The organism is Celeribacter sp. SCSIO 80788 (assembly GCF_051054295.1).
GTDB lineage: Bacteria > Pseudomonadota > Alphaproteobacteria > Rhodobacterales > Rhodobacteraceae > Celeribacter.
In genome coordinates, this window is sequence record NZ_CP150482.1 from 2,201,210 (window position 1) to 2,223,447 (window position 22,238).

18 protein-coding genes are annotated in these 22,238 nt (G+C 60.4%); 10 read left to right on the forward strand and 8 right to left on the reverse strand.

Annotation, left to right across the window (positions count from 1 at the left end):
• Position 1 precedes the first annotated feature (1 nt).
• Together V1471_RS11120 and V1471_RS11125 are read left to right on the forward strand one after the other, a co-directional pair.
• Positions 2-760 (forward strand): hypothetical protein, encoded by a 759-nt coding sequence (locus tag V1471_RS11120; RefSeq protein WP_434288765.1) that lies wholly within the window; start codon positions 2-4, stop codon positions 758-760.
• The gene (locus tag V1471_RS11125; RefSeq protein WP_434288767.1) at positions 757-2,160 is read left to right on the forward strand and encodes a class I adenylate-forming enzyme family protein; all 1,404 of its coding nucleotides are present in this window, start codon (positions 757-759) and stop codon (positions 2,158-2,160) included. Before V1471_RS11120 ends, V1471_RS11125 begins: the two co-directional genes overlap by 4 nt.
• 508 nt (positions 2,161-2,668) lie before the next feature.
• Here the strand turns inward: V1471_RS11125 and V1471_RS11130 are convergent.
• From V1471_RS11130 to V1471_RS11145, 4 genes are all read right to left on the reverse strand, one after another.
• A complete protein-coding gene (locus V1471_RS11130) occupies positions 2,669-3,775 on the reverse strand; it encodes a sensor histidine kinase (RefSeq protein ID WP_434288768.1) in 1,107 nt (368 codons plus the stop codon).
• Positions 3,776-3,952: 177 nt separating this feature from the next.
• Positions 3,953-6,766, reverse strand: coding sequence for a sensor histidine kinase (locus V1471_RS11135; protein ID WP_434288770.1), 2,814 nt, complete (start codon positions 6,764-6,766; stop codon positions 3,953-3,955).
• A 341-nt stretch (positions 6,767-7,107) separates the two neighbouring features.
• A complete protein-coding gene (locus V1471_RS11140) occupies positions 7,108-7,467 on the reverse strand; it encodes an Hpt domain-containing protein (RefSeq protein WP_434288771.1) in 360 nt (119 codons plus the stop codon).
• A 61-nt stretch (positions 7,468-7,528) separates the two neighbouring features.
• Positions 7,529-8,503 (reverse strand): response regulator, encoded by a 975-nt coding sequence (locus V1471_RS11145; protein ID WP_434288772.1) that lies wholly within the window; start codon positions 8,501-8,503, stop codon positions 7,529-7,531.
• A gap of 264 nt (positions 8,504-8,767) precedes the next feature.
• Here V1471_RS11145 and V1471_RS11150 point away from each other — a divergent pair, with 264 nt between their 5' ends.
• The 3 genes from V1471_RS11150 to V1471_RS11160 all read left to right on the forward strand — a co-directional run bounded on the left by V1471_RS11150 (position 8,768) and on the right by V1471_RS11160 (position 12,315).
• The gene (locus tag V1471_RS11150; RefSeq protein WP_434288774.1) at positions 8,768-9,136 is read left to right on the forward strand and encodes a response regulator; all 369 of its coding nucleotides are present in this window, start codon (positions 8,768-8,770) and stop codon (positions 9,134-9,136) included.
• A 338-nt stretch (positions 9,137-9,474) separates the two neighbouring features.
• Positions 9,475-10,926: a mannose-1-phosphate guanylyltransferase/mannose-6-phosphate isomerase gene (locus V1471_RS11155; RefSeq protein ID WP_434288776.1), complete on the forward strand. Its 1,452-nt coding sequence runs from the start codon at positions 9,475-9,477 to the stop codon at positions 10,924-10,926.
• 6 nt (positions 10,927-10,932) lie between these two features.
• Positions 10,933-12,315 (forward strand): phosphomannomutase, encoded by a 1,383-nt coding sequence (locus V1471_RS11160; RefSeq protein WP_434288778.1) that lies wholly within the window; start codon positions 10,933-10,935, stop codon positions 12,313-12,315.
• Between the two features lie 210 nt (positions 12,316-12,525).
• On the opposite strand, the gene prpB is transcribed toward V1471_RS11160, so the two are convergent.
• The 4 genes from prpB to V1471_RS11180 are packed head-to-tail and all read right to left on the reverse strand — an operon-like array spanning position 12,526 to position 16,625.
• Positions 12,526-13,449: a methylisocitrate lyase gene (gene prpB, locus V1471_RS11165; RefSeq protein WP_434288779.1), complete on the reverse strand. Its 924-nt coding sequence runs from the start codon at positions 13,447-13,449 to the stop codon at positions 12,526-12,528.
• A 4-nt stretch (positions 13,450-13,453) separates the two neighbouring features.
• Entirely contained in the window at positions 13,454-14,623 is a 1,170-nt protein-coding gene (gene prpC / locus V1471_RS11170) for a bifunctional 2-methylcitrate synthase/citrate synthase (RefSeq protein WP_434288780.1), read from the reverse strand.
• Positions 14,624-14,659: 36 nt separating this feature from the next.
• Positions 14,660-16,183 carry an MmgE/PrpD family protein gene (locus tag V1471_RS11175; RefSeq protein WP_434288781.1) on the reverse strand — a complete coding sequence of 508 codons (1,524 nt, stop codon included), beginning with the start codon at positions 16,181-16,183 and terminating at the stop codon, positions 14,660-14,662.
• Positions 16,170-16,625, reverse strand: coding sequence for an acyl-CoA thioesterase (locus tag V1471_RS11180; protein WP_434288783.1), 456 nt, complete (start codon positions 16,623-16,625; stop codon positions 16,170-16,172). The genes V1471_RS11175 and V1471_RS11180 overlap by 14 nt, the downstream gene beginning before the upstream one ends.
• A 164-nt stretch (positions 16,626-16,789) precedes the next feature.
• On the opposite strand from V1471_RS11180, the gene V1471_RS11185 reads away from it, so the two are divergent.
• From V1471_RS11185 to V1471_RS11205, 5 genes are all read left to right on the forward strand, one after another.
• A complete protein-coding gene (locus V1471_RS11185) occupies positions 16,790-18,181 on the forward strand; it encodes a short-chain fatty acyl-CoA regulator family protein (protein ID WP_434288785.1) in 1,392 nt (463 codons plus the stop codon).
• A gap of 399 nt (positions 18,182-18,580) precedes the next feature.
• The gene (locus V1471_RS11190) at positions 18,581-19,486 is read left to right on the forward strand and encodes a metal ABC transporter substrate-binding protein (protein ID WP_434288787.1); all 906 of its coding nucleotides are present in this window, start codon (positions 18,581-18,583) and stop codon (positions 19,484-19,486) included.
• Between the two features lie 25 nt (positions 19,487-19,511).
• Positions 19,512-20,435 carry a manganese/iron ABC transporter ATP-binding protein gene (locus tag V1471_RS11195; RefSeq protein ID WP_434288788.1) on the forward strand — a complete coding sequence of 308 codons (924 nt, stop codon included), beginning with the start codon at positions 19,512-19,514 and terminating at the stop codon, positions 20,433-20,435.
• Positions 20,422-21,282: a metal ABC transporter permease gene (locus V1471_RS11200; RefSeq protein WP_434288790.1), complete on the forward strand. Its 861-nt coding sequence runs from the start codon at positions 20,422-20,424 to the stop codon at positions 21,280-21,282. Before V1471_RS11195 ends, V1471_RS11200 begins: the two co-directional genes overlap by 14 nt.
• Positions 21,279-22,115 carry a metal ABC transporter permease gene (locus V1471_RS11205; RefSeq protein ID WP_434288791.1) on the forward strand — a complete coding sequence of 279 codons (837 nt, stop codon included), beginning with the start codon at positions 21,279-21,281 and terminating at the stop codon, positions 22,113-22,115. The genes V1471_RS11200 and V1471_RS11205 overlap by 4 nt, the downstream gene beginning before the upstream one ends.
• Positions 22,116-22,238 lie beyond the last annotated feature (123 nt).

Sequence of the window (22,238 nt, forward strand, 5' to 3'; positions counted from 1 at the left end):
TATGTCCGAGGATCGTCCACCGCACCCAAGGCTTTGGAAACGCGCGAAACAATTCTGTCCGGGAACCCGGTCCGAGCGGCGCGACTGGTGCGCTCGGGCTTGGTGGGGGATCGCGGCGGGTGAATTGCTCCGGGTCTTCCTCTATGACCGCGCCACCCGCGCCCAGGCAATGGAGCTCGTTCTCCCCCCGGACCTGACCGCGCTCGATCCCGCCCTGACCGGGCGCGGTGCCATTTTGGCCGCGGCGCATCTCGGCCCGCCCAAATTCGCGATGAATCTGGTACTGGACCGCTTTGCCAAGCCGCTGATCGTGACCAACTCACAGGACATGCCGGACTGGCAACGCGTCGAAGACGGGCTGTTTCTCAACCCGCGCGATCCTCAGGCCCGCACACAGATCCTGCTCAGGGGCGCCGTGCAACTGCGTCGCGGCGGCGTGTTCTTTGCGGCCCCCGATGGCAAGCAGACCCAGGACACGCTCCGGGTCGACGGGTTCGGTCAACACTGGGATTTCTCCGTCGGCCTGCCAGCGCTCGCCCAGAGGATCAAGGCCGACAGCTTCGTGTTTCTGGCGCTTTGGGAGGGGGAACGGATCGCCCCGCGCTGCACCCCGATCACGGTACCGGCGGAGCTTGCCCCCGAAGACCATCATCGGGCCTGGATCGAGGCGTACTGGCGCAGCCTGTCCTCCGTGATCGCAAGCTCCCCCGAAAATCTCCGCTTCCTCGCCCCGCCGCTTCGCAAGGAGTTCACCCGATGATCTGGCAGCGTTTTCTCGACACCGCCGCACGCCATGCCTCGGCCCCAGCCCTGATCGGCGATCAGGGCACCCTGAGCTACGCGGAGCTTGTCGCCCAAGCAAAGGGCGAAGCGCGCAAACTGCCGGACCGTCCCACCGGCGCGGCGCCTGCCCGGGTGTTGCTCGTGTCGACGGAGCCTGTCACCCTTCTGGTGCGGGTGCTGGCCTGCTGGAGCAAGGGGCTGGTCCCCGTCCTGCTGCGCGACGGGCAAACGCCCGAGAGCCTTGCGCGCATCCGCGAGATCGCCACCCCTATCGCGATCCTCTCCGACGAGACGCCCGAAACCCGCCTCCCGGACAGTCGGCAGCCCCGTCCCCCTTTCGGTCCGCGCGACGAGGCGCTTGTGATTTGCACCTCCGGAACCACCGGGACGCCCAAACTCGTCGCCCTCTGCGCCGAAGGGGTGGAGACCACGGCCCGGGCCATCGTCGAAGACCTCGGATTTGCCGAAGGGGACATCATCGCGGTCGCCACACCTCTGACGTATATGTACGGGCTGATGGGGGCCTCGGTGAGCGCCCTGCTGTCCGGGGCTGCGCTGCGCATGTTCCAGCCCGGTCAGCCGCTGACCATCGTGCAGGCGGCGATCCGACGCGAGAACATCACGATTTTGCAGGGTCCGCCTTCACTGATGCGTCTGTTTCTGGCCTATTGGAACGGCACGCCCTTCCCCTCCGTGCGCCTTGTGACCACCGGCGGCGAATACATGAACGCGGATCTGGTCGACAAGCTCTCGCAAGCCTTTCCCCAAAGCGCCTTCCGGCTGGTCTATGGCATGACCGAGGCCGGGCCGCGCATCTCACATGTGCGCACCGTTCAGCATCACGGCGCGGGCCTCGTGGTCGGCCGTCCGTTCGATCATTTCGACTGGCGCATCGACCCGGTGGCGCAGGAGGGACTGCCGGATGGGTCCGGGCGCCTTGCTCTGCGCGGGCCGAGCGTCTGTCTGGGCTATATTCAGCCCGGCAACCAATATGAGGGCGTCGAGCCCGACGGCTTCTTTCGCTCCACCGATCTGGTCTGCGAACGCGATGGCCAGTTGGTGTTCCTCGGGCGCTATGACCGGCTGTTCAAGACCGGCGGCAAGCTCGTCAACCCGCTCGAGATCGAGGACCTTCTGATGCGACATCCGGCGGTGCATGACGCCGCCTGCCACGTGCAAGAACACCGCCTTCTGGGACTGGTCCCAGTGGTGGACGTGGTGCTCGAGACCGGGATGGAGAACGATCTGGACGCCCTCCCGGACGCCCTGAAAGGACATTGCATGGCCCTAGAACCCCATGCCAGACCGCATCGCATCGACATCGTCCCCGCACTCGAAATCGCCGCATCGGGCAAAAAGGCCGCTCGCAAAGCGTGAACCGATCCGGAGCCCTGCCCCCCCATGCGTCCTGGAAACGGTCGAAAACTGAGTCCCGAAGGATATGGATAGAAAACTGAAAATCTCCGCGACGACGCCATGTGCAATCACCGTCCCGTGTCGTCACACATAACCCCTCGTCGCGCCACTCAAGACGCACAACGCTCCCCGGCTCGCACTCAATCCGGCTCCAGACAAACCCCGGATGGCGCGCCGCCCATGTCGACGGCCAGAGGGTGACTGTGGGCACATCGTTCACGCCCAGCCGTTGTTCCTCACGCAGGACGACACATCTGGTTTCACCGGGATCACAGACCGAGCGGAGCGACGCAATGCCCCCGCCTCTCAATACGCCAGCGCATTTGAGAGGCGGGCCCAGAAGCGCCAAAATAACGGCTGGGACAAAGCCAATCGTGAATGCGCCCCATACTCTGCTCATTGACAGAAATAACCGTCCTTGAGAACAGGCGCTTTCCTGCCCGGAAATGTACCTTCTTTTCGATCGGCTTCAGGAAGACGGCAGGCTGACACAGAATGTCGTGCCCTCTCCGCTTTGTGTTTCAAAGGAGATCGTGCCGTTCATCTGTTCGACCAGCGTACGCACGATGTTCAGCCCCAGACCGGAACTGCTGGCGCGTTTGTTGTTGTCCCAACTGGCTTTGGTGAAGCGTTCAAAAAGCGTGTCACGCAAAGCCATGGGGATACCGCCGCCGTGATCACGGACGAAAATGGCAACATGTGCATCCGTTTGTTGCGACCAGATTTCAACGGCTTGCCCGCGTTCAGAAGCCTTGACCGCGTTCGACAACAGATTGGAAAGAATCTTGATCAACTGCGACGACACAGCCCGCACCAGAAGCGCAGCATCGGTCGGTCGCATTTTGACATCGACCCCGTGATAGGACCCATAGCCCTGATGGGTTGCCACCAGACTCTCGAGCAGGCTTGCGACCCCGATATCCTCACTCGCGGGTTTCGACCCCGCCTGAGCGCTTTCGTTGAGATCGAGGATTTCCTGAATGAGCGCTAGCATCCTGTCGCTGTTGGCTCCCGCAATGTTCAGGAGCGATTGCGCCTTGTCCGACAGCGGCCCGACCAGACCGGATTTCATCAGATCCAGAGCCCCTTTGATGCTGGTCAGAGGGGTGCGCAATTCATGGGTGATGACGGAATTCACTTCTTTGCGCAGATAGTCGGCACTTTCCTGCTCCGTTTCAAAATGAAACATCGCCACGAAATAGCGTTCACCCTGTTCGTCCACAGTCGCCATCACGCGCCCGTTCAGACGCTTGTCTCCAAAGGCCGGATGGGTGCGGAAAGTGGCGCTTCCACTGGTTTCCGCCTGATCAAGGGGACCACCCTCGGCCATCAAATCATGAAAAAAACCGCCTTCGCAAAGATGTTCGGCGGCACGCGCCGCAGAGCCCCCCCCCAGCATGTTGCGAGCTGCGGAGTTCATGTAATGTGGCGCGGCCATCGTGCGCTCGAACACGAGAACTGCATCGGACATCCCGTCCCAAAGCGCCCCGTTGAGCTTAGATCCGGCCTGCACAAAGCACGCCGCGTCTTCGCCGAATGCATAGCCGGTTACGCCGTATTTGAGCTTACATGTCATACAATTACACCCGAACTGTTCAAAAAACGTTGGTTCAGGTTCCCCCTTCACCATCCGTTTCCAAAGAATGACTTTCACACAGGTCTGATCCTGCGGGTGAAATTAAACTTGGCTATGGTTAATTTATGATAAAAGTGTGTTCGGCGAAAAATAATTACAATCCAGACGTGTATTGCCTCAGTTCGCTTCGCACCACAGCGGCAGGGCGAATGTCATCGTGGAGCCGACGCCAAGTTCGCTTTCAGCCTTGATCCAGCCGTCTTGCAGCGCGGCAAGGTCCTTGCAAATGGCAAGACCGAGACCGACGCCCGGGTTTTTTCGGTTGGTGCCAGAGGCGGCCTGGGCAAAGCGATCGAAGATGATGCCGATACGGTCCTCGGCAATCCCGACGCCGGTGTCGCTGATCTCGAAAGTCGCCATGTCGTCCCGCACCCGGCTGCGCACTGTAATATTTCCCTCATCGGTGAACTTGAACGCATTTCCCAGAAGATTGGTCAAAATCTGGCGGAAGCGGATTTCGTCGGCACGGATGTCCGCGTCGACCAGATCGAGCGTGATCGAAAGACCTTTTTCCTCGGCCAATGCGTGCATCTGATCGACCACCGATTCAACCACCTTGCTGCTGTCCACCTTGGCCAGATTGAGGCGCATGGTGTTGGCCTCGATACGCGCGATGTCGAGCATATCGTCGATCAGGGCTTTCAATTGCGTGCCAGAGGCCTGAATCCGCGAAGTAAAGCGCGAAATATCCGCCTCAAAACTCTTGAGCGCCGCCGAGACCTTTTCGTCCTCGCCCTCTGCGAGCGCTGTACGCAGAACGGCATAGCTCGGCAGTTTTTCGAAATTGGCGACAAAACTGTTAAAACCGAGAACCGACGACAGGGGCGTGCGCAACTCGTGACTGATCACATTGAGGAATTGCGTCTTGGCCTCATCCGCCTGTTCCGCCTCACGCAGAGCCGCGTAGAATTTCGTCACATCCTCGGCAATGCCGATATAGCCCGTGAACAGGCCCTGCTCGTCGAAGCGCGGCTTGCCGCTGATGCGGATCCAGCTCAGACGTTCCGGGCGAAAATGATAGCTGTAGACAAAATCCCGGAAGGGCGCATGCGCCGCCATCTTGGCCACGAGTTTTTGAAGCGAATCTTCGCTGCCCTCGGCGGATTTGACGAAATGGCTGCGCGGTTTTCCGATGTAATCTGCCGGATCGACCCCGATCATGCGGGCGAACCCCTCCGAGACATAGGTCATCCGCATATCGGCATCCTGTTCCCAGAACCATTCTGCGCTCAGATCGGCCACATCCTGAAGCCGGGCCTCGGCCTCGTCGCGTTTACGCAACGCAGCGCGCAATTCACAGTTCGACCTTTCAAGTTCCCGCTGATGGCGGCGCAGATCCGAAATCTCCACCCGGAACATGACCAACCCGCCCTCGGATGTGCGCCGGGTAAAGTATTTGAACCAGCGGTCCCCGCTGTAGCGCACCTCCAGGTCAGAGGTCTCTCCAACCATTGCCGCGAGAATCTCTGTCTCATCCTCGGTCCGCACTCCGCACAGGCGAACCTCGTCGGAAATCTCCAGCCTCCTGTGGATCAGGTCGGTCAGAGGCCGCCCAACCATCAGGTTGCGCTTCACCCCGACGAGCTTGTCCCCAGCAACGGTATTGAACATGATCAGCTTGTCGTCGCTGTCGAACAACCAGAACCCGACAGGCAGTGCATCGATCGCATCGTTCAGCCGCTGTTCGGCAAGCGTGGCGCGCTCGCGGCTGCACTGAACTTCGGTGATATCGTTGAGAATGGCGACACGTCCGCCCTCGGGGGTTTCGTGTTCGAGAAGCTGCAGCCAGGTGCCGTCGCTCAGCGCCAAGGTAACGCCCCCCCCCTGACGAGGGCCTCGCAAAAGTTGGCGCGCCAGCCAGTCCTCTTCGTTGCCGATGGCATCTGTGTAGAGCCCGACCTTGAGCCCCGCGCGCAAGATGCTTTCCAACGACGCGCCGCTCACGATGGCATCGGCAGCTGCGCCGTGAAGGTCACGATACCGGCGATTGCACAACTCAAGATTGTCATCCTTATCGAACAGGACAAAGCCGGATGGGGCCGCATTCAGCGCGGTACGCAACTGGGTTGCGATCCGCCAGTTGCGCCGTCTGAGTGTGTGCAGATATCGCGCAAAGATCAGCGATAGCGTCCCGCCGATCACCGCGCTCAGACGAATGATGCGGAGCGTGGCCTCGGGAATCCCGGCCTGTTGTGTCGGGGACATCGAGATTGTCCAGGTGCTGCCCGGAAATGGAATCTCATAGGTGGATTTTGCATTGAGCGGCATCTTCTCATCGCCGAAGATGAGCGCCTGCTTGCCAAGCACCGTCTCGACCTCAATCGCAATATCGTAGAGGGATTCGTATTGGGAGAGGCCGATTTCCTGCAAAAAAGGATCGGCTGCGAAGACGATCGAGGCTATGCCGATCATGCTTTTCTCACCCTGCCGTCCTCCACGGGAGAAAACCGGTTCACGAATGATGAAGCCCTGATACCCCTGGAACAGACGCGTCGGCCCCTCCACAAAGGTTTCACCTGTGCGTTCAATCAGTTGCAGCACTTCGTACTGATCCGGAAGATCTGCCAGATCGCGCCCGATGAAACCGCTGTTTTCTGTGTAGGGATGGACATGCGTGATGGTGGTTCCCTGCACCAGCGCCATGTTCACAACCGACGCGTCCTCGGTCTTGATGAAAGAACAGAGTTCCGAAAACTCAATCGCTGTGATGTCCGGGGACAGCGACAATGCGCCCGCAAGACCACGCGCAAAAAGCAGCTTCTTGTTGACCGACTGTTGAATACCCGTCGCGATGACCGACTGATCGCGATACATGATGTCGGTCTGCCCTTCGGTCGCCTCGATCGAGGCGGTTCGGATCGCTCCGAGATAGATCAACACACAAAGCCCGAGAATCGCGGCGTAAGACGCACCCTCGATCAACAGGTTCATGTATTTGACTCGGTTCTTATCTGGCATTTTGCGCCATTCCGATTGTCGTCTGCAACTTTACTGCTCGTTTTAGATTGTCTTGCGACCAGTTATAGGCCGTTCCTTTTCATTTTAGAAAGAGACACTCGCGCCTAACGTGCATTACCCAACGTAAAGCAGGATGACAAACGATTTTATGGCAAAGACTGTGACATGAAAGACAAAGTGCCCTTGCCCCTGCTGCGGCAAGAACCCGCGACACATCCATCGCAGCCCCGAAAACACCCCGCGATATTACTCTTCGACGCACCGCGCATAGAGGTCACGATGCCGGAAAAGTCGGTGCTTCGGGAGGTCTGGCGTCACATTTCGTCGACGATGGCATCTTCCATGAGATCAAGCAGAGTCTCGAGCTGTTGGGAGAGCCCGACCAACTGCCTGTCCGACTGGTCAAAATGAGAGAGGACGTCATGGATTTCACCGGCACGCTCACCAATCTCGGGAAACCCGACGGTCGCGGCGATGCCGCTCATACGATGCGTTAGAAAACCGAGCTGATCCAACGCATCCCGATCGTTTGATCGTGCATTGATCCGGGCTTGAAGTCCTTCGATTTCCGGGATTTTCACGATCAGATCGTCGATGAAATTCTGTCGCGTACGTCCAATCGCCTCTGCCAATCTTTGTCTGATCGCCGAGTCCGAAAGAGATTTGTTTGGCATGAACGTTCCCCGAGCCTCTTACAGTTTTTTTAGTATTGCCCGGTTCCGGGATGGAACACAATCAAGCGACGAGAAAACTGTTCTTGAACTTGCTGCCCGCTGATTTGTCGCCGTCAACCTGCGCCAGGGCGCGCGCGATCATGAGCTGGGGATCGGTTTTGAACATCGACATTTTGGCGGGTTTTCCCACATGGACCTTCACCTCGAGCGGAACGGTATCGCCTTCGACCAACCCGTATTCACGCAGTTTCACGGCCAGATCCACCTCGATCTGCTCCTCGTCGAACTGCAAGGTGCGCGGAAGCAAGGCAACAAACTGACCGTTTCCGAGATAGGAAATGATGACGTCGTAACTGCGCAGCGTCTCAAAGATCGCTTCAGCGACATCGGTCAGGATACCGTGGAATTCCAGCGGTGTTGTCAACGTGAAGAGGCTTTCGGGCTTGTCGATCCGAAAACCGATGGCACCGAACATGAACCGTTTGATCCGCGACAAACGGTGCAGATAGTTCTCAAGCTCAAGGCTGCCGATCACCCGCGGCACATCGTAGATCGCGATCGGATCGGCGAGATTGAACCGCATATCCGCATCCGCGGCGCTGTTCATCCCAAAACGCAAAATCTGTTCACGCCGCATTGCGTCCATAGAGCGCTGCTGTTCGGCGTGCAAAAGCTGTGCCACGCGCAGCCGCGCCCCCAGTTCCGTCGTATCAATCGGCTTGGTGAGATAATCCGTTGCCCCACGCAGGAAGGCCGCGTCGACATGGGCCTTGTCCTTCATCGCGGTGAGCATGATGACAGGCGTGTTGCGGTACTCGAGCGAGGCCCGAATGCGACCGCAAAGTTCGATCCCGTCCATACCGGGCATCTGGATGTCGAGGAAGAAAGTGGAGAACTCGTGCTGACGATCCTGAATCAGACGCAGAGCCTCTTCACCGCTTTCGGCGCAAATGAAATCCTCATACCCGAGGGAGGGCAGAATGGCGCTCATCACCTCCAGGATGTTGCGATCATCGTCCACGACCAAAAGTGTCATTTGTCTCTCCAGCGAAGCGAAACCGTCGACCTTGTTGCAATTGTCCTCAAAGGCGCAACAGCCTCGGTGTTGAAAACAACTTTAGGAAGAGATTCGTCGTCAATTTAGGTCAAATTATGTCAAAAGTGAGAATTTCCGCCACGGGCCGTCTTTTCTGGAAATCCCCGGGGGAGATTTCAGAATGATCCATGGGCCCCGGGAGAATTCGCTTGTCTGACCCCTGCCACCATATATACTCCGCTCATGACAAAATTACACCGCATCATGCACGTGGAAGATGATCCGGACATTCGGGAAATTACCCGCATGTCGCTGGAACTCGTTGGAGGCTTCGACGTGGTCCAGTTCAAATGCGGCCAGGACGCGGTGGACAATTTACCGTCTGAGGTCCCCGATCTGATCCTGATGGACGTCATGATGCCTGTCATGGATGGCGTGGAAACCCTGAAAAGGCTTCGTGAGGTCAAGGAATATTCCAACGTGCCGGTCATTTTCGTCACGGCCAAGACATCGCGTGCCGATTTCGGGAATCTCAAAGCCATCGGAGCACAGGACATTATCCTCAAGCCTTTCGAGCCGATGGAATTGCCGGGCCAGTTGCTGCAAATCTGGGAAACCTGTCAGTCGACATAGGCCAAGACCGCGGGTCGGAGCGAAACGAATGTCTCTCGCGGGCCTGCGCCGTGCGAGACGCCCGTCAGATGCTAAAATGATCCCGGAGCCGACCTCAAAGCATCTGAGCGGCGGCAGAGAGCCGCCCTGAAAAGACAAAGGCTTTCCATCCGCTTGCGGTCAGGCTCTTTTCCAGCGCAGAGACGACGCGAAAGTGACGCTGAAAACGCACCGGGGATCAGGGAACAATCCATTCCTGCGCCCTGCGGCCCAAAACGGCCCTCCCCCCTAGACGGCATAACCGCTTCACATTTACCATAAATAAAAACAGTAGATTGCTCATTTCTGGAAAAGTAACGATGCCACTGATATTCCCGGTCATTTTATGCGGCGGCTCAGGTACGAGACTTTGGCCCTTGTCACGCAAAAGCTATCCAAAGCAATTCGTGCCACTGATCAACACGGAAACACTGTTTCAGGCCTCGGCCAAACGGCTCAGCGGGACCGGTGGAGCTTTGCAGTTCGGAGCGCCGACAATTCTCACCGGAGCCGATTTTCGCTTTATCGTCACCGAGCAACTTCAGGAAATCGGCATTGACCCGGGCGCGATCCTGATCGAACCCGAAGGACGCAACACAGCGCCCGCCATTCTGGCCGCTGCCCTTCATCTTGCGGCCAAAGACCCCGACGCGATCATGTTGGTGGCTCCCTCGGATCACGTTGTGCCCGATGTGGACGCCTTCCATGCCGCGATTGAAAAAGGGCTTGCCGCGATCGACGCTGGCAAACTCGTCACCTTCGGGATCAAGCCGACCCATGCCGAAACCGCGTATGGCTATCTTGAGTTGGCCTCTCAGCCCGACGCCTCCAAGACGGCTGTCGACCTCAAACGCTTCGTGGAAAAGCCCGACGCGGCCCATGCCGCCGAGATGCTTGCGGCAGGGACATTTCTCTGGAATGCCGGAATCTTCCTCTTCAAGGCCTGTGACATCATCGCAGCCTTTGCGCAACATGCACCGGATCTGACCCCTCCGGTGACAGACGCTGTCGGGGCAGCTCAGGCCGACCTCGGCTTCCTGCGTCTCGACCCGCAAGCATGGGCGAAAGCCGAAAACATTTCCATCGACTATGCGGTCATGGAAAAAGCCGACAATCTCGCGGTCGTCCCCTTTGATGGCGGCTGGTCGGATCTGGGCGCCTGGGATGCGGTCTGGCGCGCATCCGGCCCCGATGAGAACGGTGTTGTCACCGCGGGTACAGCCACAGCCATAGACTGTGAAAACAGCCTGATCCGCTCGGACAGTGCACATCTCGAAGTGGTCGGGATCGGCCTGAAGAACATTATGGCCATCGCCATGAACGACGCAGTTCTGGTGGCCGACATGTCGTGCGCGCAGGACGTGAAAAAAGCCGTGGTCGCGCTGAAGGCAAAAGGGGCTGCGCAGGCCACGCATTTCCCGAAAGACCACCGCCCCTGGGGCTGGTTTGAAAGCCTGGTTGTAAGCGGACGGTTTCAGGTCAAACGCATCCACGTTCACCCCGGGGGCGTGCTGAGCCTGCAAAGCCATTTCCATCGTTCCGAACACTGGATCGTGGTCGAGGGCACTGCACGCGTGACCGTCGATGACGAAATCCAGATCATCACCGAGAACCAGTCCGTCTACATCCCGCTCGGTGCGGCGCACCGGCTGGAAAACCCCGGCAAAGTCCCAATGGTTCTCATCGAGGTACAAACCGGTTCCTATGTCGGCGAAGACGACATCATCCGCTACGAAGATGTCTATGCCCGCGGTCAGGGAGCGAAAGGATAAGTCGGGATGCCCCCAAAATTCGGCACCAGCGGTTTGCGCGGTCTTGTGACCGAGTTGACCGATGAGCTCGTCGCGGAATACGTCCATGCGTTTTTGAGCACCGTGCGACCCGAAACGCTTTATATCGGACGTGATCTGCGCCCATCGTCGCCCGGGATCGCCGGGGTGATCCGTGACACGGCACAGGCGGCTGGGGTCGATGTCGTCGATTGCGGCGCGATTGGCACGCCCGCACTGGCGCTCTCCTCCATGGCCGCCAAAGCCCCCGCGATCATGATCACCGGGAGCCATATCCCCGCCGATCGCAACGGCTTGAAATTCTACCTGCCCGAAGGAGAGGTTTCCAAAAAAGATGAAGCCTCCATCACCGCCGCCTATGCGGACAAGACGCGGTACAAGGGCAAGGCGAAAGGTGAGTATCGCGTGGCGCACGACGCCGAAGCCCTCTATGTGGCGCGCTATGTCGACGCCTTCGGCGCGGGCGCACTCGAAGGTCTCAGGGTCGGCGTCTATCGCCATTCCTCCGTCGCCCGTGACACGATGGAAACGATCTTGCGCGGCCTCGGCGCAGAAAGTGTGCCTCTGGCCCAGTCCGACACTTTCATCCCCGTCGACACCGAAGCCGTCGATCCCGTGACCCGGGACAGGCTGCGCTCATGGTGTCGAGAGAACGGCCTCGATGCCATTGCCTCCACCGACGGAGATGCCGATCGCCCCATGCTGACCGACAGCCATGGCAAGGTCATCCCCGGCGATATTCTCGGCGTGCTGACCGCGCGTCTTCTGGGCGCAAAATCTGTTGTGACGCCGGTGTCGTCCAATGACATGGTGCGCCGTCTCCCGGAATTTGACGAGGTGATCCTGACCCGGATCGGCTCGCCCTTCGTCATCGCGGGAATGTCTCGGGCAACCCATCCCGAGGTCGTAGGCTTCGAGGCGAACGGCGGCTTCCTTTTGGGCTTCCAAGCCCGGCTTCAGACCCCGCTCCCGCCCCTGCCGACCCGCGATTGCATGCTGCCGATCCTCGCCCCGCTCGTCGCGGCGAAAAAGGCCCGGGCTTCCCTTGCGGAACTGGTGGCCTCCCTGCCCCCGTGTTTCACCGCCGCAGATCGCATCCAGAACATCGACACCGAAAAGGCCAAAACCTTTCTCGACGCCCTGATCCGGGACGACGTAACCCGAACCGCCTTCTTCGCCCCCTTCGGCCATATCGCCAACACCGATCTCACGGACGGGCTGCGCGTCGATTTCAAAAGTGGCGAGGTGCTCCACCTGCGCCCCTCCGGCAATGCGCCAGAGTTTCGGATCTATGCTCAGGCACAAAGCGAAGAAAAAGCCCTCACACTCGTCGGCAGCGCATATCGAAGCGTCGCCAGCGCGGTGATTTGACAAAGGACCCGTGACCTATAACCCGTGACCTGTACCACGGAATTTTTCTGCCGATACGATGAGGGAGCAGCCCAATTGGCGCACGGACAAGGACGCGAGCGCACATCACGGACACAGACCATCGCCAGCCTCTCCGAGGACGAGGCTGGCGAAAAACGTGCCGATCTGTTCCGAAGTTGCGAGCCTGCCCCCGACACGCCTGTGACAAAGTCAGTCGATTTCAGCCCCCCACTCCGGCGCAACCGAAGCCGCGATTGAGCTGTCGAGCGCTTCGAATGCGTTCAGCCCGATGGTCTCGTAAAGCTCTTTGCGGGTCTGCATCTCCGGGATCATCGCCGTCGTGGCCCCATCGCGGGCAAGCGCCGTGTAGAGCTTGGCCTGCGCCTTGTTGGCAACCCTGAGCGAGGACACCGGCCAGATCACCATGTCATAGCCCAGCTCTTCGAACGCCTTGGCGGTGAGCGCCGGGGTGCGTCCGAATTCGGTCATATTGGCGAGAAGTTTGACACCGGGCAAAGCCGCGCGCACCTCCTTGAACATCTCGACCGAAGTCAGCGCCTCCGGAAAGATCGCATCGGCGCCCGCTTCGACATAGAGCTTGGCGCGCGCCACGGCCCCTTCGATACCCTCGGCAGCCGCCGCATCGGTGCGGGCGATGATGACGAGATCGCGCGAGGCTTTCGCCGCCGCCGCCACTTTCGCCGCCATATCCGACGCGGAGGCGAGTTTCTTGTCGTTCAGATGGCCGCATTTCTTGGGCAAGAGCTGATCTTCGAGATGCACAGCCCCGGCACCAGCCTCCTCGAAAGTTCGCACCATATGCATGACGTTGAGCGCCTCGCCATAGCCGGTATCGCCATCGACCAGAAGCGGCAAGCCGGAGGCGCGGGCGATCTGGCGGATGAAAAACGCCACCTCGTCGACGGTGATGATCCCCAGATCCGGCAGCCCCATGGAAGCGGTCATGGCCGCCCCCGAGAGATAAAGCGTCTCGAACCCGGCCGCCTTCGCCTGAAGCGCGGACTGACCGTTATGCGCGCCCGGAAGCCTCAGGATACCCGGTTCATTCAGCGCCTTGCGAAACCGCCGACCGGCACTTTCTTCGGGCAGATCGTCTGCAATTAAATAGGTCATGGCATCACTCCGCGGCTCTGGGAAAGTCGACGCCCCGCCGGCCGAGCGGCAGGAAGGGGCGGTTTTCGGGGCCGATATAATTGGCCGAGGGACGGATGATCTTGTTGTCGATCCGCTGCTCGATCACATGCGCGCCCCAGCCCGAGGTTCGGGCAATGACGAAAATCGGTGTAAACATCGCCGTCGGCACACCGAGCAGGTGATAGGAGACGGCGGAATACCAGTCGAGATTCGGGAACATGCGTTTGGACCCCATCATCACGACCTCGATCCGTTCGGCGATGTCGTACATTTTCATCGACCCCGCCGCTTCGGACAGGTGCCGGGCGATGCGTTTGATCACCACATTGCGCGGATCGGAGACCGTGTAGACCGGATGGCCAAACCCGATCACGACCTCCTTGTTCTCCACCCGCGCACGAATGTCGCTCTCGGCCTCTTCCGGCGTCTCGTAGCGTTTCTGAATCTCGAAGGCGACTTCGTTGGCGCCGCCATGCTTCGGTCCCCTGAGCGCGCCGATCGCCCCCGTGATGGCGGAATAGACATCCGCCCCGGTGCCTGCGATGGAGCGCGCGGTGAAGGTCGAGGCATTGAACTCATGCTCGGCATAGAGGTTCAGCGTGACATGCATGGCACGGACCTCGTCCTCGCTGGCCTGCTTGCCATGCAACAGATGCAGGAAATGCCCGGCGATGCTGTCGTCTTCGGTCTCGACCTCGATCCGGCGCCCGTTCTGGGCGTAGTGATACCAGTAGAGGAGCATCGAGCCCTGCACCGCGATCAGCCGGTCCACGATGTCGCGCGCGCCGGGGGTGTTGTGATCGGCCGCTTCGGGCAAGGCGCAGCCCATGGCGGAGACCCCGGAGCGCAGCACATCCATCGGATGCGCCGCCGCCGGGATCGCTTCCAACGTCTTGCGCACCGCTTTCGGCAGCCCCCGAAGCGCCTTGAGCTTGGCCTTGTAGGCGTCAAGCTCTGCGGCAGATGGCAGGCTGCCATGGATCAGAAGATGCGCAACCTCCTCGAACTCACAACTCTCCGCAAGATCGAGAATGTCATAGCCGCGATAATGCAGATCATTGCCGCTTTGCCCGACAGAGCACAGCGCGGTATTGCCTGCCGTGACGCCCGAAAGCGCCACGGATTTTTTCGGTTTCTGAACGGAACCTTTCATGATGTCTCCTCCCATCACACCGGCCTGAAATGCCGTTTAACTCCAGTCGAAAATTCCCTTGGGACGCGGGTCCCCAAGCTGTTCCGGCGCGACGGTGAAATTCAGCCCATGCAGTTGGTCTGCTTTCAGATCGGCAAGGTTTTCCACCGTGTCGAGGAAGCGCTGCTGTTCCTCGGGCGCGATCACGCCATCGGACAGGGTCAGGAATTTCTTGACGTAATTCGGACGCGTGAAAGGCCGTGCGCCCAGCGGGTTGGCATCGGCAATCGCCAGCTCGTCGACAATTTTCGATCCGTCTTCCAGCGTGATCGTGACCCGCCCGCCAAAAGCCTTGTCTTTCGGATCATGCGCATGATAGCGCCGCGTCCATTCCGGGTCCTCTGCGGTCGAAATCTTGTGCCAGAGCGCCACGGTCGAGGGACGCTTGGCCCGCTCCGGCGTGTAAGATGCGACATGATGCCAACCGCCATCTTCGAGCGCGACCGCGAAGATATACATGATCGAGTGATCCAGCGTCTCACGCGAGGCATTCGGGTCCATTTTCTGCGGATCGTTCGCCCCCGTGCCGATCACGTAATGAGTATGGTGCGAGGTCTCGATCAGGATGGATTTCACCTTGCTCAAATCGCCCACCTTGTCACGCATCCGGCGGGCCAGATCGATCAGAGCCTGCGATTGATATTCGGCGGAATGCTCCTTGGTATAGGTGTCGAGGATCGCACGTTTCGCCTCGCCTTTTTCCGGCAGCGGCACATGATAGACCGCTTGCGGGCCGCCCAGAAGCCAGGCGATGAACCCGTCTTCGCCCTCCCATGCGGGGCTCGGCGCGCCCTCGCCACGCATGCACCTGTCCACCGCCTCAATCGCCATTTTCCCGGCAAAGGCGGGCGCATAGGCTTTCCAGCTCGAAATCTCGCCCTTGCGTGACTGGCGCGTGGTGGTCGTGGTATGCAGCGCCTGTTGCACCGATTGAAAGATGACCTCCACCGGCAGCTTCAGCGCCGTGCCGATCCCGGCCGCCGCCGACGGTCCGAGATGGGCGATATGGTCGATCTTGTGCTCATGCAGGCAGATGCCCTTCACCAGATCGACCTGAATCTCATAGCCCGTCGCAAGCCCGCGGATCAGGTCCTTGCCGGACAGCCCGCAATGCTGTGCCACCGCGAGGATCGGCGGAATATTATCCCCCGGATGAGAATATTCCGCAGCCAGAAACGTGTCGTGGAAATCCAGCTCCCGCACTGCAACACCGTTGGCCCAGGCCGCCCATTCCGGGCTGACACGCGTCTCCGAGGACATCCCGAACACCGTCGCCCCCGAGATTTTACCTTGCGCATAGGCATGGCAGAGCGCCTGTGCACGGGCGGAGGCGACGGGTCGGCGGGCCACCGAGGCGGCGGCGACCGCGGCGTTGTCGATCATCCGGTTGATGATCATCTCCGCCACGTCCTCCTCCACTGCAACCGGATCGGCGGCCACTTCGGAAATTTTCCACGCAAGCTGATCTTCGCGCGGCAGGTGTTCTGCGGATTTATAGCTCCGCACCTCATGCAGTTTCATGCTGTTGTCCTTGAATAGTCGTCTCCTCCACAGCGGATTGCGTGCGCGCGGCCCCAATGCGGCGCGGGCGCCCGGTGTCATCCACCGCCACCATCTCGAATTGTCCCGACAAGACATCACGGCGCAGGGCCGTACTCAGATCCTCGGCCACGCCATGAACCATGACGCTCATGGAAGATCGCCCGACGCGGATCACTTCGGCGGTGAGTTCCAGAAGCTCCCCGACCTGAACCGGCGTTGTGAAATCCACCCGCTCCGAACGCGCCATCACCACGGAACCGCCCGCCCGTCGCGTTGCCGCGACGAAAGCGGCCTTGGCCATGAGCGACAGACCATTGCCCCCGAACAGGGTGCCGTAATGATTGGACTGATCCGGAAAGATCATTTCGACCATGACCGTTTTCAGGTCGGTCCGTTGCGGATCTGTGTCGGGCTGGGCCATGTGCGTCTGCCTGAGATTGGGATATTTACAAGATTAGCAAAGCCATCTTTTCACAGGTCAGAATTAGATATAAACTACTGAAAAGGCATAGTTTTGCCAACATGTGATGGCAAATTTGCGAAGTTTGTTAATGTCCCTTGCCGAAGCCGAAGGAAAGCATTGCGATGAAAAAAGCTTATATGGGGGTTCGCCTGAAACGCCTGCGCGAAGAGCGTGGCATCACACAGGCCACGCTGGCGCGTGCGCTCGACATCTCCCCCAGCTACCTCAACCAGATGGAGCACAATCAGCGCCCGTTGACCGTGCCCGTGCTGATCAAACTGAACGCCGCATTCGGCCTCGATGTTCAGATGTTCTCCAGCGGCGAAGAGGCCCGCATCATCACCGATCTTCGCGCTGCTCTGGCCGATCAGGGCGCCGGTGCCTCGCTCGCCGAAGTGCGCGAAATAGCCGCCAATATGCCCGGCATCGCCCGAACGATTGTCGCCATGCAAACGCGGCTTCGGGACATGTCGGAGCGCATGGACATTCTGAGCGGACATCTCAGCGGCGACACACCGACCGGAAACACTCCCACCGCCTTCGAAGCCGTCCGCGACTATTTCTATGAGCATCGCAATTACATTCCCGACCTCGATCGCGCAGCGGAAGACATCGGCAACGGGCTGCCGCATGGTCGCATGGCCGAAGGGCTGACCGACCGGCTCGCCGGTCGACACGGGTTGCGCATCGCCTTCGATGCGGAGGCACGGAGCCTTCGTCGCTTCGAGGAAAGCGCCCGCATCCTCCATCTCGCAGCCCATCTGAATGCAGGGCAGCGCGCGTTTCAGATGGCCACGCAATTGGCCTTTCTGGAGCAATCCGACACGTTGAACCGCCTCGTCGAGGAGGCCGGGATGGAAGGCGCCGAAGCGCGCAACTTGCTGCGCATCGGTCTCGCGAACTACTTCGCCGGTGCGCTGATCCTGCCCTATCGCGCCTTTCTTGGCGCGGCGGAGGAGTTGCACTACGACATCGAACTCCTCGGGCGACGTTTTGGCGTGGGGTTCGAAACCACCTGCCACCGCCTTTCCACGCTGCAACGCCCCGAAGCACGCGGCGTGCCGTTCTTTTTCATCCGGGTGGACCGGGCCGGGAACATCTCGAAACGCCAGAGCGCGACGGATTTCCACTTCTCCCGGTTCGGTGGCTCCTGCCCGCTGTGGAACGTTTATGAAGCTTTCTCGAAGCCCGACGAAATCCTGACCCAGGTGGCGCAGATGCCCGATGGGCGCAGCTACCTTTGGGTCGCCCGCACCGTTGAACATGGCGCAGGCGGTTATGGCACACCGCGAAAACGCTTTGCCGTGGCGCTTGGCTGCGACCTCGCCCATGCCGACCGACTGGTCTATGCCCGTGGACTGGATCTGCGCAATCCAGATCTGGCCACACCGATCGGAGCCGGATGCAAGGTCTGCGAACGCCCGGCCTGCCCGCAACGCGCCTTTCCCATGGTCGGGCGCCCGCTGGCGACCGATCCGGCCCAATCACGTTTCGCCCCCTATTCCGGGGACTGAAAGCTTACGTGATCTTTCGCGCCCCGATCAGCCCCGCCTTTCGAGCGCGGCAAGCGTGCGATACACCGTCGGCCGGGAAACCGACGCATCCTCCGCCCTGGCCCGCGCCAGAAGATCGTCGGGATTCGGGTGATCGCGCGGGCCTCCATGAGCACAGACATCACGGCCATGCGCTGTTGCGTGCCCCGCAGGCCAGCCACGTTCAGGGCGCGCGCAAAATCTATGACCTCGGCACACATGGCTCTGCCTTCCGATATGTCCGTGGCCTCTCTTAAACCCAAGCTTCGTATTTCGACAACAAGGTGAGAACCATTCTCATCACACTTAACAGTTGCGAATAGTTATCACTTACAATAATTCTGAGAATGACTATCATTAATATAAATGGCAGGAAGCCCCATGACCTCACCCATCCCCCGCCTTTTTGGCGCCGTGGGCCTCAGCGCCCTGATGGCCGCGCCGGCGCTTGCCGATGACGCCCGCCTGAAGGTCGTCACCACCTTCACGGTCCTCGCCGACATGGCCAGCCACGTCGCCGGGGATGCCGCCGATGTGGTGTCCATCACCAAGCCCGGCGCAGAGATTCACGGCTATGAACCGACGCCGCGCGACATCGTGCGCGCGCAGGACGCCGATCTGATCCTGTGGAACGGGATGAACCTCGAACAGTGGTTCGAACAATTCCTGTCCAACCTCGGCGACGTGCCCTCGGCGACACTCTCGGACGGCATCGATCCGATCTCCATCGCCTCTGGCAGCTATCAGGGAAAACCCAATCCGCATGCCTGGATGGGGTTGGACAATGCCTTGATCTACATCGACAATATAGAAAAAGCCCTGACCGCTCAGGACCCTTCTAACGCCGCGACCTATGCGGCCAATGCGGTCGCCTACAAGGATGAGCTGCGCGCCACGCTGGAGCCTCTGCGGGCGCGCGTGGCCGAGGTGCCGGAGGATCGACGCTGGCTCGTGACCTGTGAGGGTGCGTTTTCCTATCTCGCGCGCGATTTCGGCATGAAGGAACTTTATCTCTGGCCGATGAACGCCGATCAGATGGGCACGCCGCAACAGGTGCGCGTGGTGATCGACGGGGTCAAGGACAACGACATCCCGGTGGTCTTCTGCGAGAGCACGGTAAACACCGCCCCCGCCGAACAGGTCGCGCGAGAAACCGGGGCCACCTATGGCGGCGAGCTGTACGTCGACAGCCTGTCGAAGCCGGACGGCCCGGTGCCGAGCTACCTCGACCTGCTGCGCGTGACCGCGGAAACCGTGGTGGATGGGCTTGAAGCCGGGCGCAACTGAGCGCCCCCTCCCCTTCGCCGGATATATGAAAGGCAAGATGATGCAGAACGGCAGCCCCGCGCAAAGTGTTGAGGCGGGAGACGGGATTTCGGCCCGCGACGTCACGGTGACCTATCGCAACGGCCACACGGCGCTGCGCCATGCCACCTTTGAGATTCCGCGCGGCACGGTGACGGCGCTCGTCGGCGTCAACGGCGCCGGGAAGTCGACGCTGTTCAAGGCGATCATGGGCTTTGTCCCCGTGGCGCAGGGCGACATTCGCCTGTTGGGCATGAGCGTCAAAGAGGCGCTGCGCCAAAACCTCGTCGCCTATGTACCGCAATCCGAGGAGGTCGACTGGTCCTTCCCGGTGCTGGTCGAGGACGTGGTGATGATGGGGCGCTATGGCCACATGGGCTTTCTGCGTCGCCCGTCGAAGGCGGATCATGCGGCGATGGAGGCGGCGCTCGCGCGGGTCAACATGCTGGATTATCGCCAACGCCAGATCGGCGAGCTGTCCGGCGGGCAAAAGAAACGCGTGTTCCTCGCCCGCGCTTTGGCACAGGAGGGTCAGGTGATCCTCTTGGACGAGCCGTTCACCGGCGTCGATGTGAAAACCGAGGAACAGATCATCGCGCTTCTGCGGGAGTTGCGCCTTGAGGGCCGGGTGATGCTGGTCTCCACCCACAACCTCGGCTCCGTGCCGGAATTCTGTGACCGCACGGTCCTGGTCAAGGGCACGGTGCTGGGCTACGGGCCGACGGAGACGACGTTTACCCGCGAGAACCTTGAGCTTGCGTTTGGCGGCGTGCTGCGGCAGTTCACCTTGAGCGGCACCGATCTGCATGACGATGACGACCCGCGCCATGTCACCATTCTCACGGACGATGAACGGCCTCTGGTGCGCTATGGCAGCCAGACGAAGGTGCAGACAAAACCTGCTGACGAGGCAGAAAATGATCCTGCTTGAGCCTTTCACATATACTTACATGACCAATGCCATGTGGGTCTCGGCCCTCGTTGGCGGTGTCTGCGCCTTTCTGTCCTCCTACCTGATGCTCAAGGGCTGGTCGCTGATTGGCGACGCGCTGTCGCATTCCGTCGTCCCCGGCGTGGCGGGGGCTTACATGCTGGGCCTCCCCTTCGCCTTGGGCGCATTTTTGTCGGGCGGGCTGGCCGCTGCCGCGATGTTGTTTCTCTCGGAACGCTCAGGCCTCAAGATCGACGTGGTGATCGGGATGATCTTTACCTCCTTCTTCGGCCTCGGCCTCTTCATGGTCTCACTCAATCCGATGGCCATCTCGGTCGACACGATCACCATGGGCAACATCCTCGCCATCACACCAGAGGACACGTTGCAACTGGCGCTGATCGGTTTTCTCTCCCTCGCGGTGCTTTTGGCCAAGTGGAAAGACCTCATGGTGGTGTTCTTCGACGAGTCCCACGCCCGCACCATCGGGCTGCGTCCGCGCCTGTTGAAAGCCGTGTTCTTCGTGCTGCTGTCGGCCTCCGTCGTCGCCGCGATGCAAACGGTCGGCGCGTTTCTGGTCGTTGCCATGGTGGTCACTCCGGGGGCCACGGCTTACCTGCTCTGCGACCGCTTCCCGCGCCTCATCGTGACCTCGGTTCTGATCGGCACGCTCACAAGCTTTGCGGGCGCCTACATCAGCTATTTCCTCGACGGCGCAACCGGCGGCATCATCGTCTGCCTGCAAACACTGATCTTCCTTGCGGCCTTCACCTTTGCCCCGAAACACGGGCTTTGGGCCGCAAGGGCCAAGGCCCGCGCCGCCCTTGTGGAGGACGTTTCCGAATGATCGACACGCTCCTGATGCCCTTCCAGTTCGGCTTCATGCAGAACGCCTTTCTGATCTCCGTCCTCGTCGCCATTCCGACCGCGCTTCTGTCCTGTTTTCTGGTGCTCAAGGGCTGGGCGCTGATGGGCGACGCGATCAGCCATGCGATCCTGCCGGGGGTGGTTCTGGCCTATATCCTCGGCCTGCCGCTCATTTTCGGCGCCTTCGCCGCAGGCATGGTCACAGCGCTCGCCACCGGCTATCTGGCCCAGAACAGCCGCGTCAAACAGGACACCGTCATGGGCGTCGTCTTCTCCGGCATGTTCGGCCTCGGCATCGTGTTGTTCGTCGCCACGCCTTCCGACGTGCATCTCGATCACATCCTTTACGGCAACATGCTGGGCGTCGGCTCTGAGGATCTCTGGACAGCGGGCTCCATCGCGCTCGTGGTCTCCGCAGCACTCCTGCTCAAATGGAAAGACCTGATGCTCCACGCCTTCGATCCCGCACAGGCCCGTGCCTCGGGCCTGCCGGTTCAGATGCTGCATTACGGGCTTTTGACCGCGATTTCGCTCACCATCGTCGCAACGCTCACCGCCACCGGGCTGATCCTCGCCGTCGCGCTCCTGATCGCTCCCGGCGCCATCGCCTTTCTCCTCGTGCGGCGGTTCTCGGCGATGCTTCTGACCGCCACCGCCATCAACGTGACCGCCATGCTGGGCGGCGTCTACGCGAGCTTCTGGCTCGACAGCGCCCCTGCACCGACCATCGTCCTCGTGCAAACCGCAACCTTCCTCGCCGCCTTCTTCCGACGCATCTGGCAGATCAAGCGCACGTCCACCATGGTCCGGTGAATGAAAAGCGCCGCCCCGGAAACCCGGAGCGGCACGGAGGATGCCGGGAAGAAAGACCCCTCAATCAACCCGGCGGCCGTCTCTTTGCAGCTTATTTCGCCGCGAATGGGTTCGTCGCACCGA

Excerpts from the sequence above, each read along its gene's own strand:
- V1471_RS11180 (WP_434288783.1), bottom strand. The coding sequence starts at position 16,625 with ATGGCCCAGCCCGACACAGATCCGCAACGGACCGACCTGAAAACGGTC.
- V1471_RS11160 (WP_434288778.1), top strand. The coding sequence starts at position 10,933 with ATGCCCCCAAAATTCGGCACCAGCGGTTTGCGCGGTCTTGTGACCGAG.
- V1471_RS11155 (WP_434288776.1), top strand. The coding sequence starts at position 9,475 with ATGCCACTGATATTCCCGGTCATTTTATGCGGCGGCTCAGGTACGAGA.
- V1471_RS11200 (WP_434288790.1), top strand. The coding sequence starts at position 20,422 with ATGATCCTGCTTGAGCCTTTCACATATACTTACATGACCAATGCCATG.
- prpC (WP_434288780.1), bottom strand. The coding sequence starts at position 14,623 with ATGAAAGGTTCCGTTCAGAAACCGAAAAAATCCGTGGCGCTTTCGGGC.
- V1471_RS11120 (WP_434288765.1), top strand. The coding sequence starts at position 2 with ATGTCCGAGGATCGTCCACCGCACCCAAGGCTTTGGAAACGCGCGAAA.
- V1471_RS11185 (WP_434288785.1), top strand. The coding sequence starts at position 16,790 with ATGAAAAAAGCTTATATGGGGGTTCGCCTGAAACGCCTGCGCGAAGAG.
- V1471_RS11175 (WP_434288781.1), bottom strand. The coding sequence starts at position 16,183 with ATGAAACTGCATGAGGTGCGGAGCTATAAATCCGCAGAACACCTGCCG.
- V1471_RS11135 (WP_434288770.1), bottom strand. The coding sequence starts at position 6,766 with ATGAACCTGTTGATCGAGGGTGCGTCTTACGCCGCGATTCTCGGGCTT.
- V1471_RS11150 (WP_434288774.1), top strand. The coding sequence starts at position 8,768 with ATGCACGTGGAAGATGATCCGGACATTCGGGAAATTACCCGCATGTCG.
- V1471_RS11195 (WP_434288788.1), top strand. The coding sequence starts at position 19,512 with ATGAAAGGCAAGATGATGCAGAACGGCAGCCCCGCGCAAAGTGTTGAG.
- V1471_RS11205 (WP_434288791.1), top strand. The coding sequence starts at position 21,279 with ATGATCGACACGCTCCTGATGCCCTTCCAGTTCGGCTTCATGCAGAAC.
- V1471_RS11140 (WP_434288771.1), bottom strand. The coding sequence starts at position 7,467 with ATGCCAAACAAATCTCTTTCGGACTCGGCGATCAGACAAAGATTGGCA.
- V1471_RS11130 (WP_434288768.1), bottom strand. The coding sequence starts at position 3,775 with ATGACATGTAAGCTCAAATACGGCGTAACCGGCTATGCATTCGGCGAA.
- prpB (WP_434288779.1), bottom strand. The coding sequence starts at position 13,449 with ATGACCTATTTAATTGCAGACGATCTGCCCGAAGAAAGTGCCGGTCGG.
- V1471_RS11145 (WP_434288772.1), bottom strand. The coding sequence starts at position 8,503 with ATGACACTTTTGGTCGTGGACGATGATCGCAACATCCTGGAGGTGATG.
- V1471_RS11190 (WP_434288787.1), top strand. The coding sequence starts at position 18,581 with ATGACCTCACCCATCCCCCGCCTTTTTGGCGCCGTGGGCCTCAGCGCC.
- V1471_RS11125 (WP_434288767.1), top strand. The coding sequence starts at position 757 with ATGATCTGGCAGCGTTTTCTCGACACCGCCGCACGCCATGCCTCGGCC.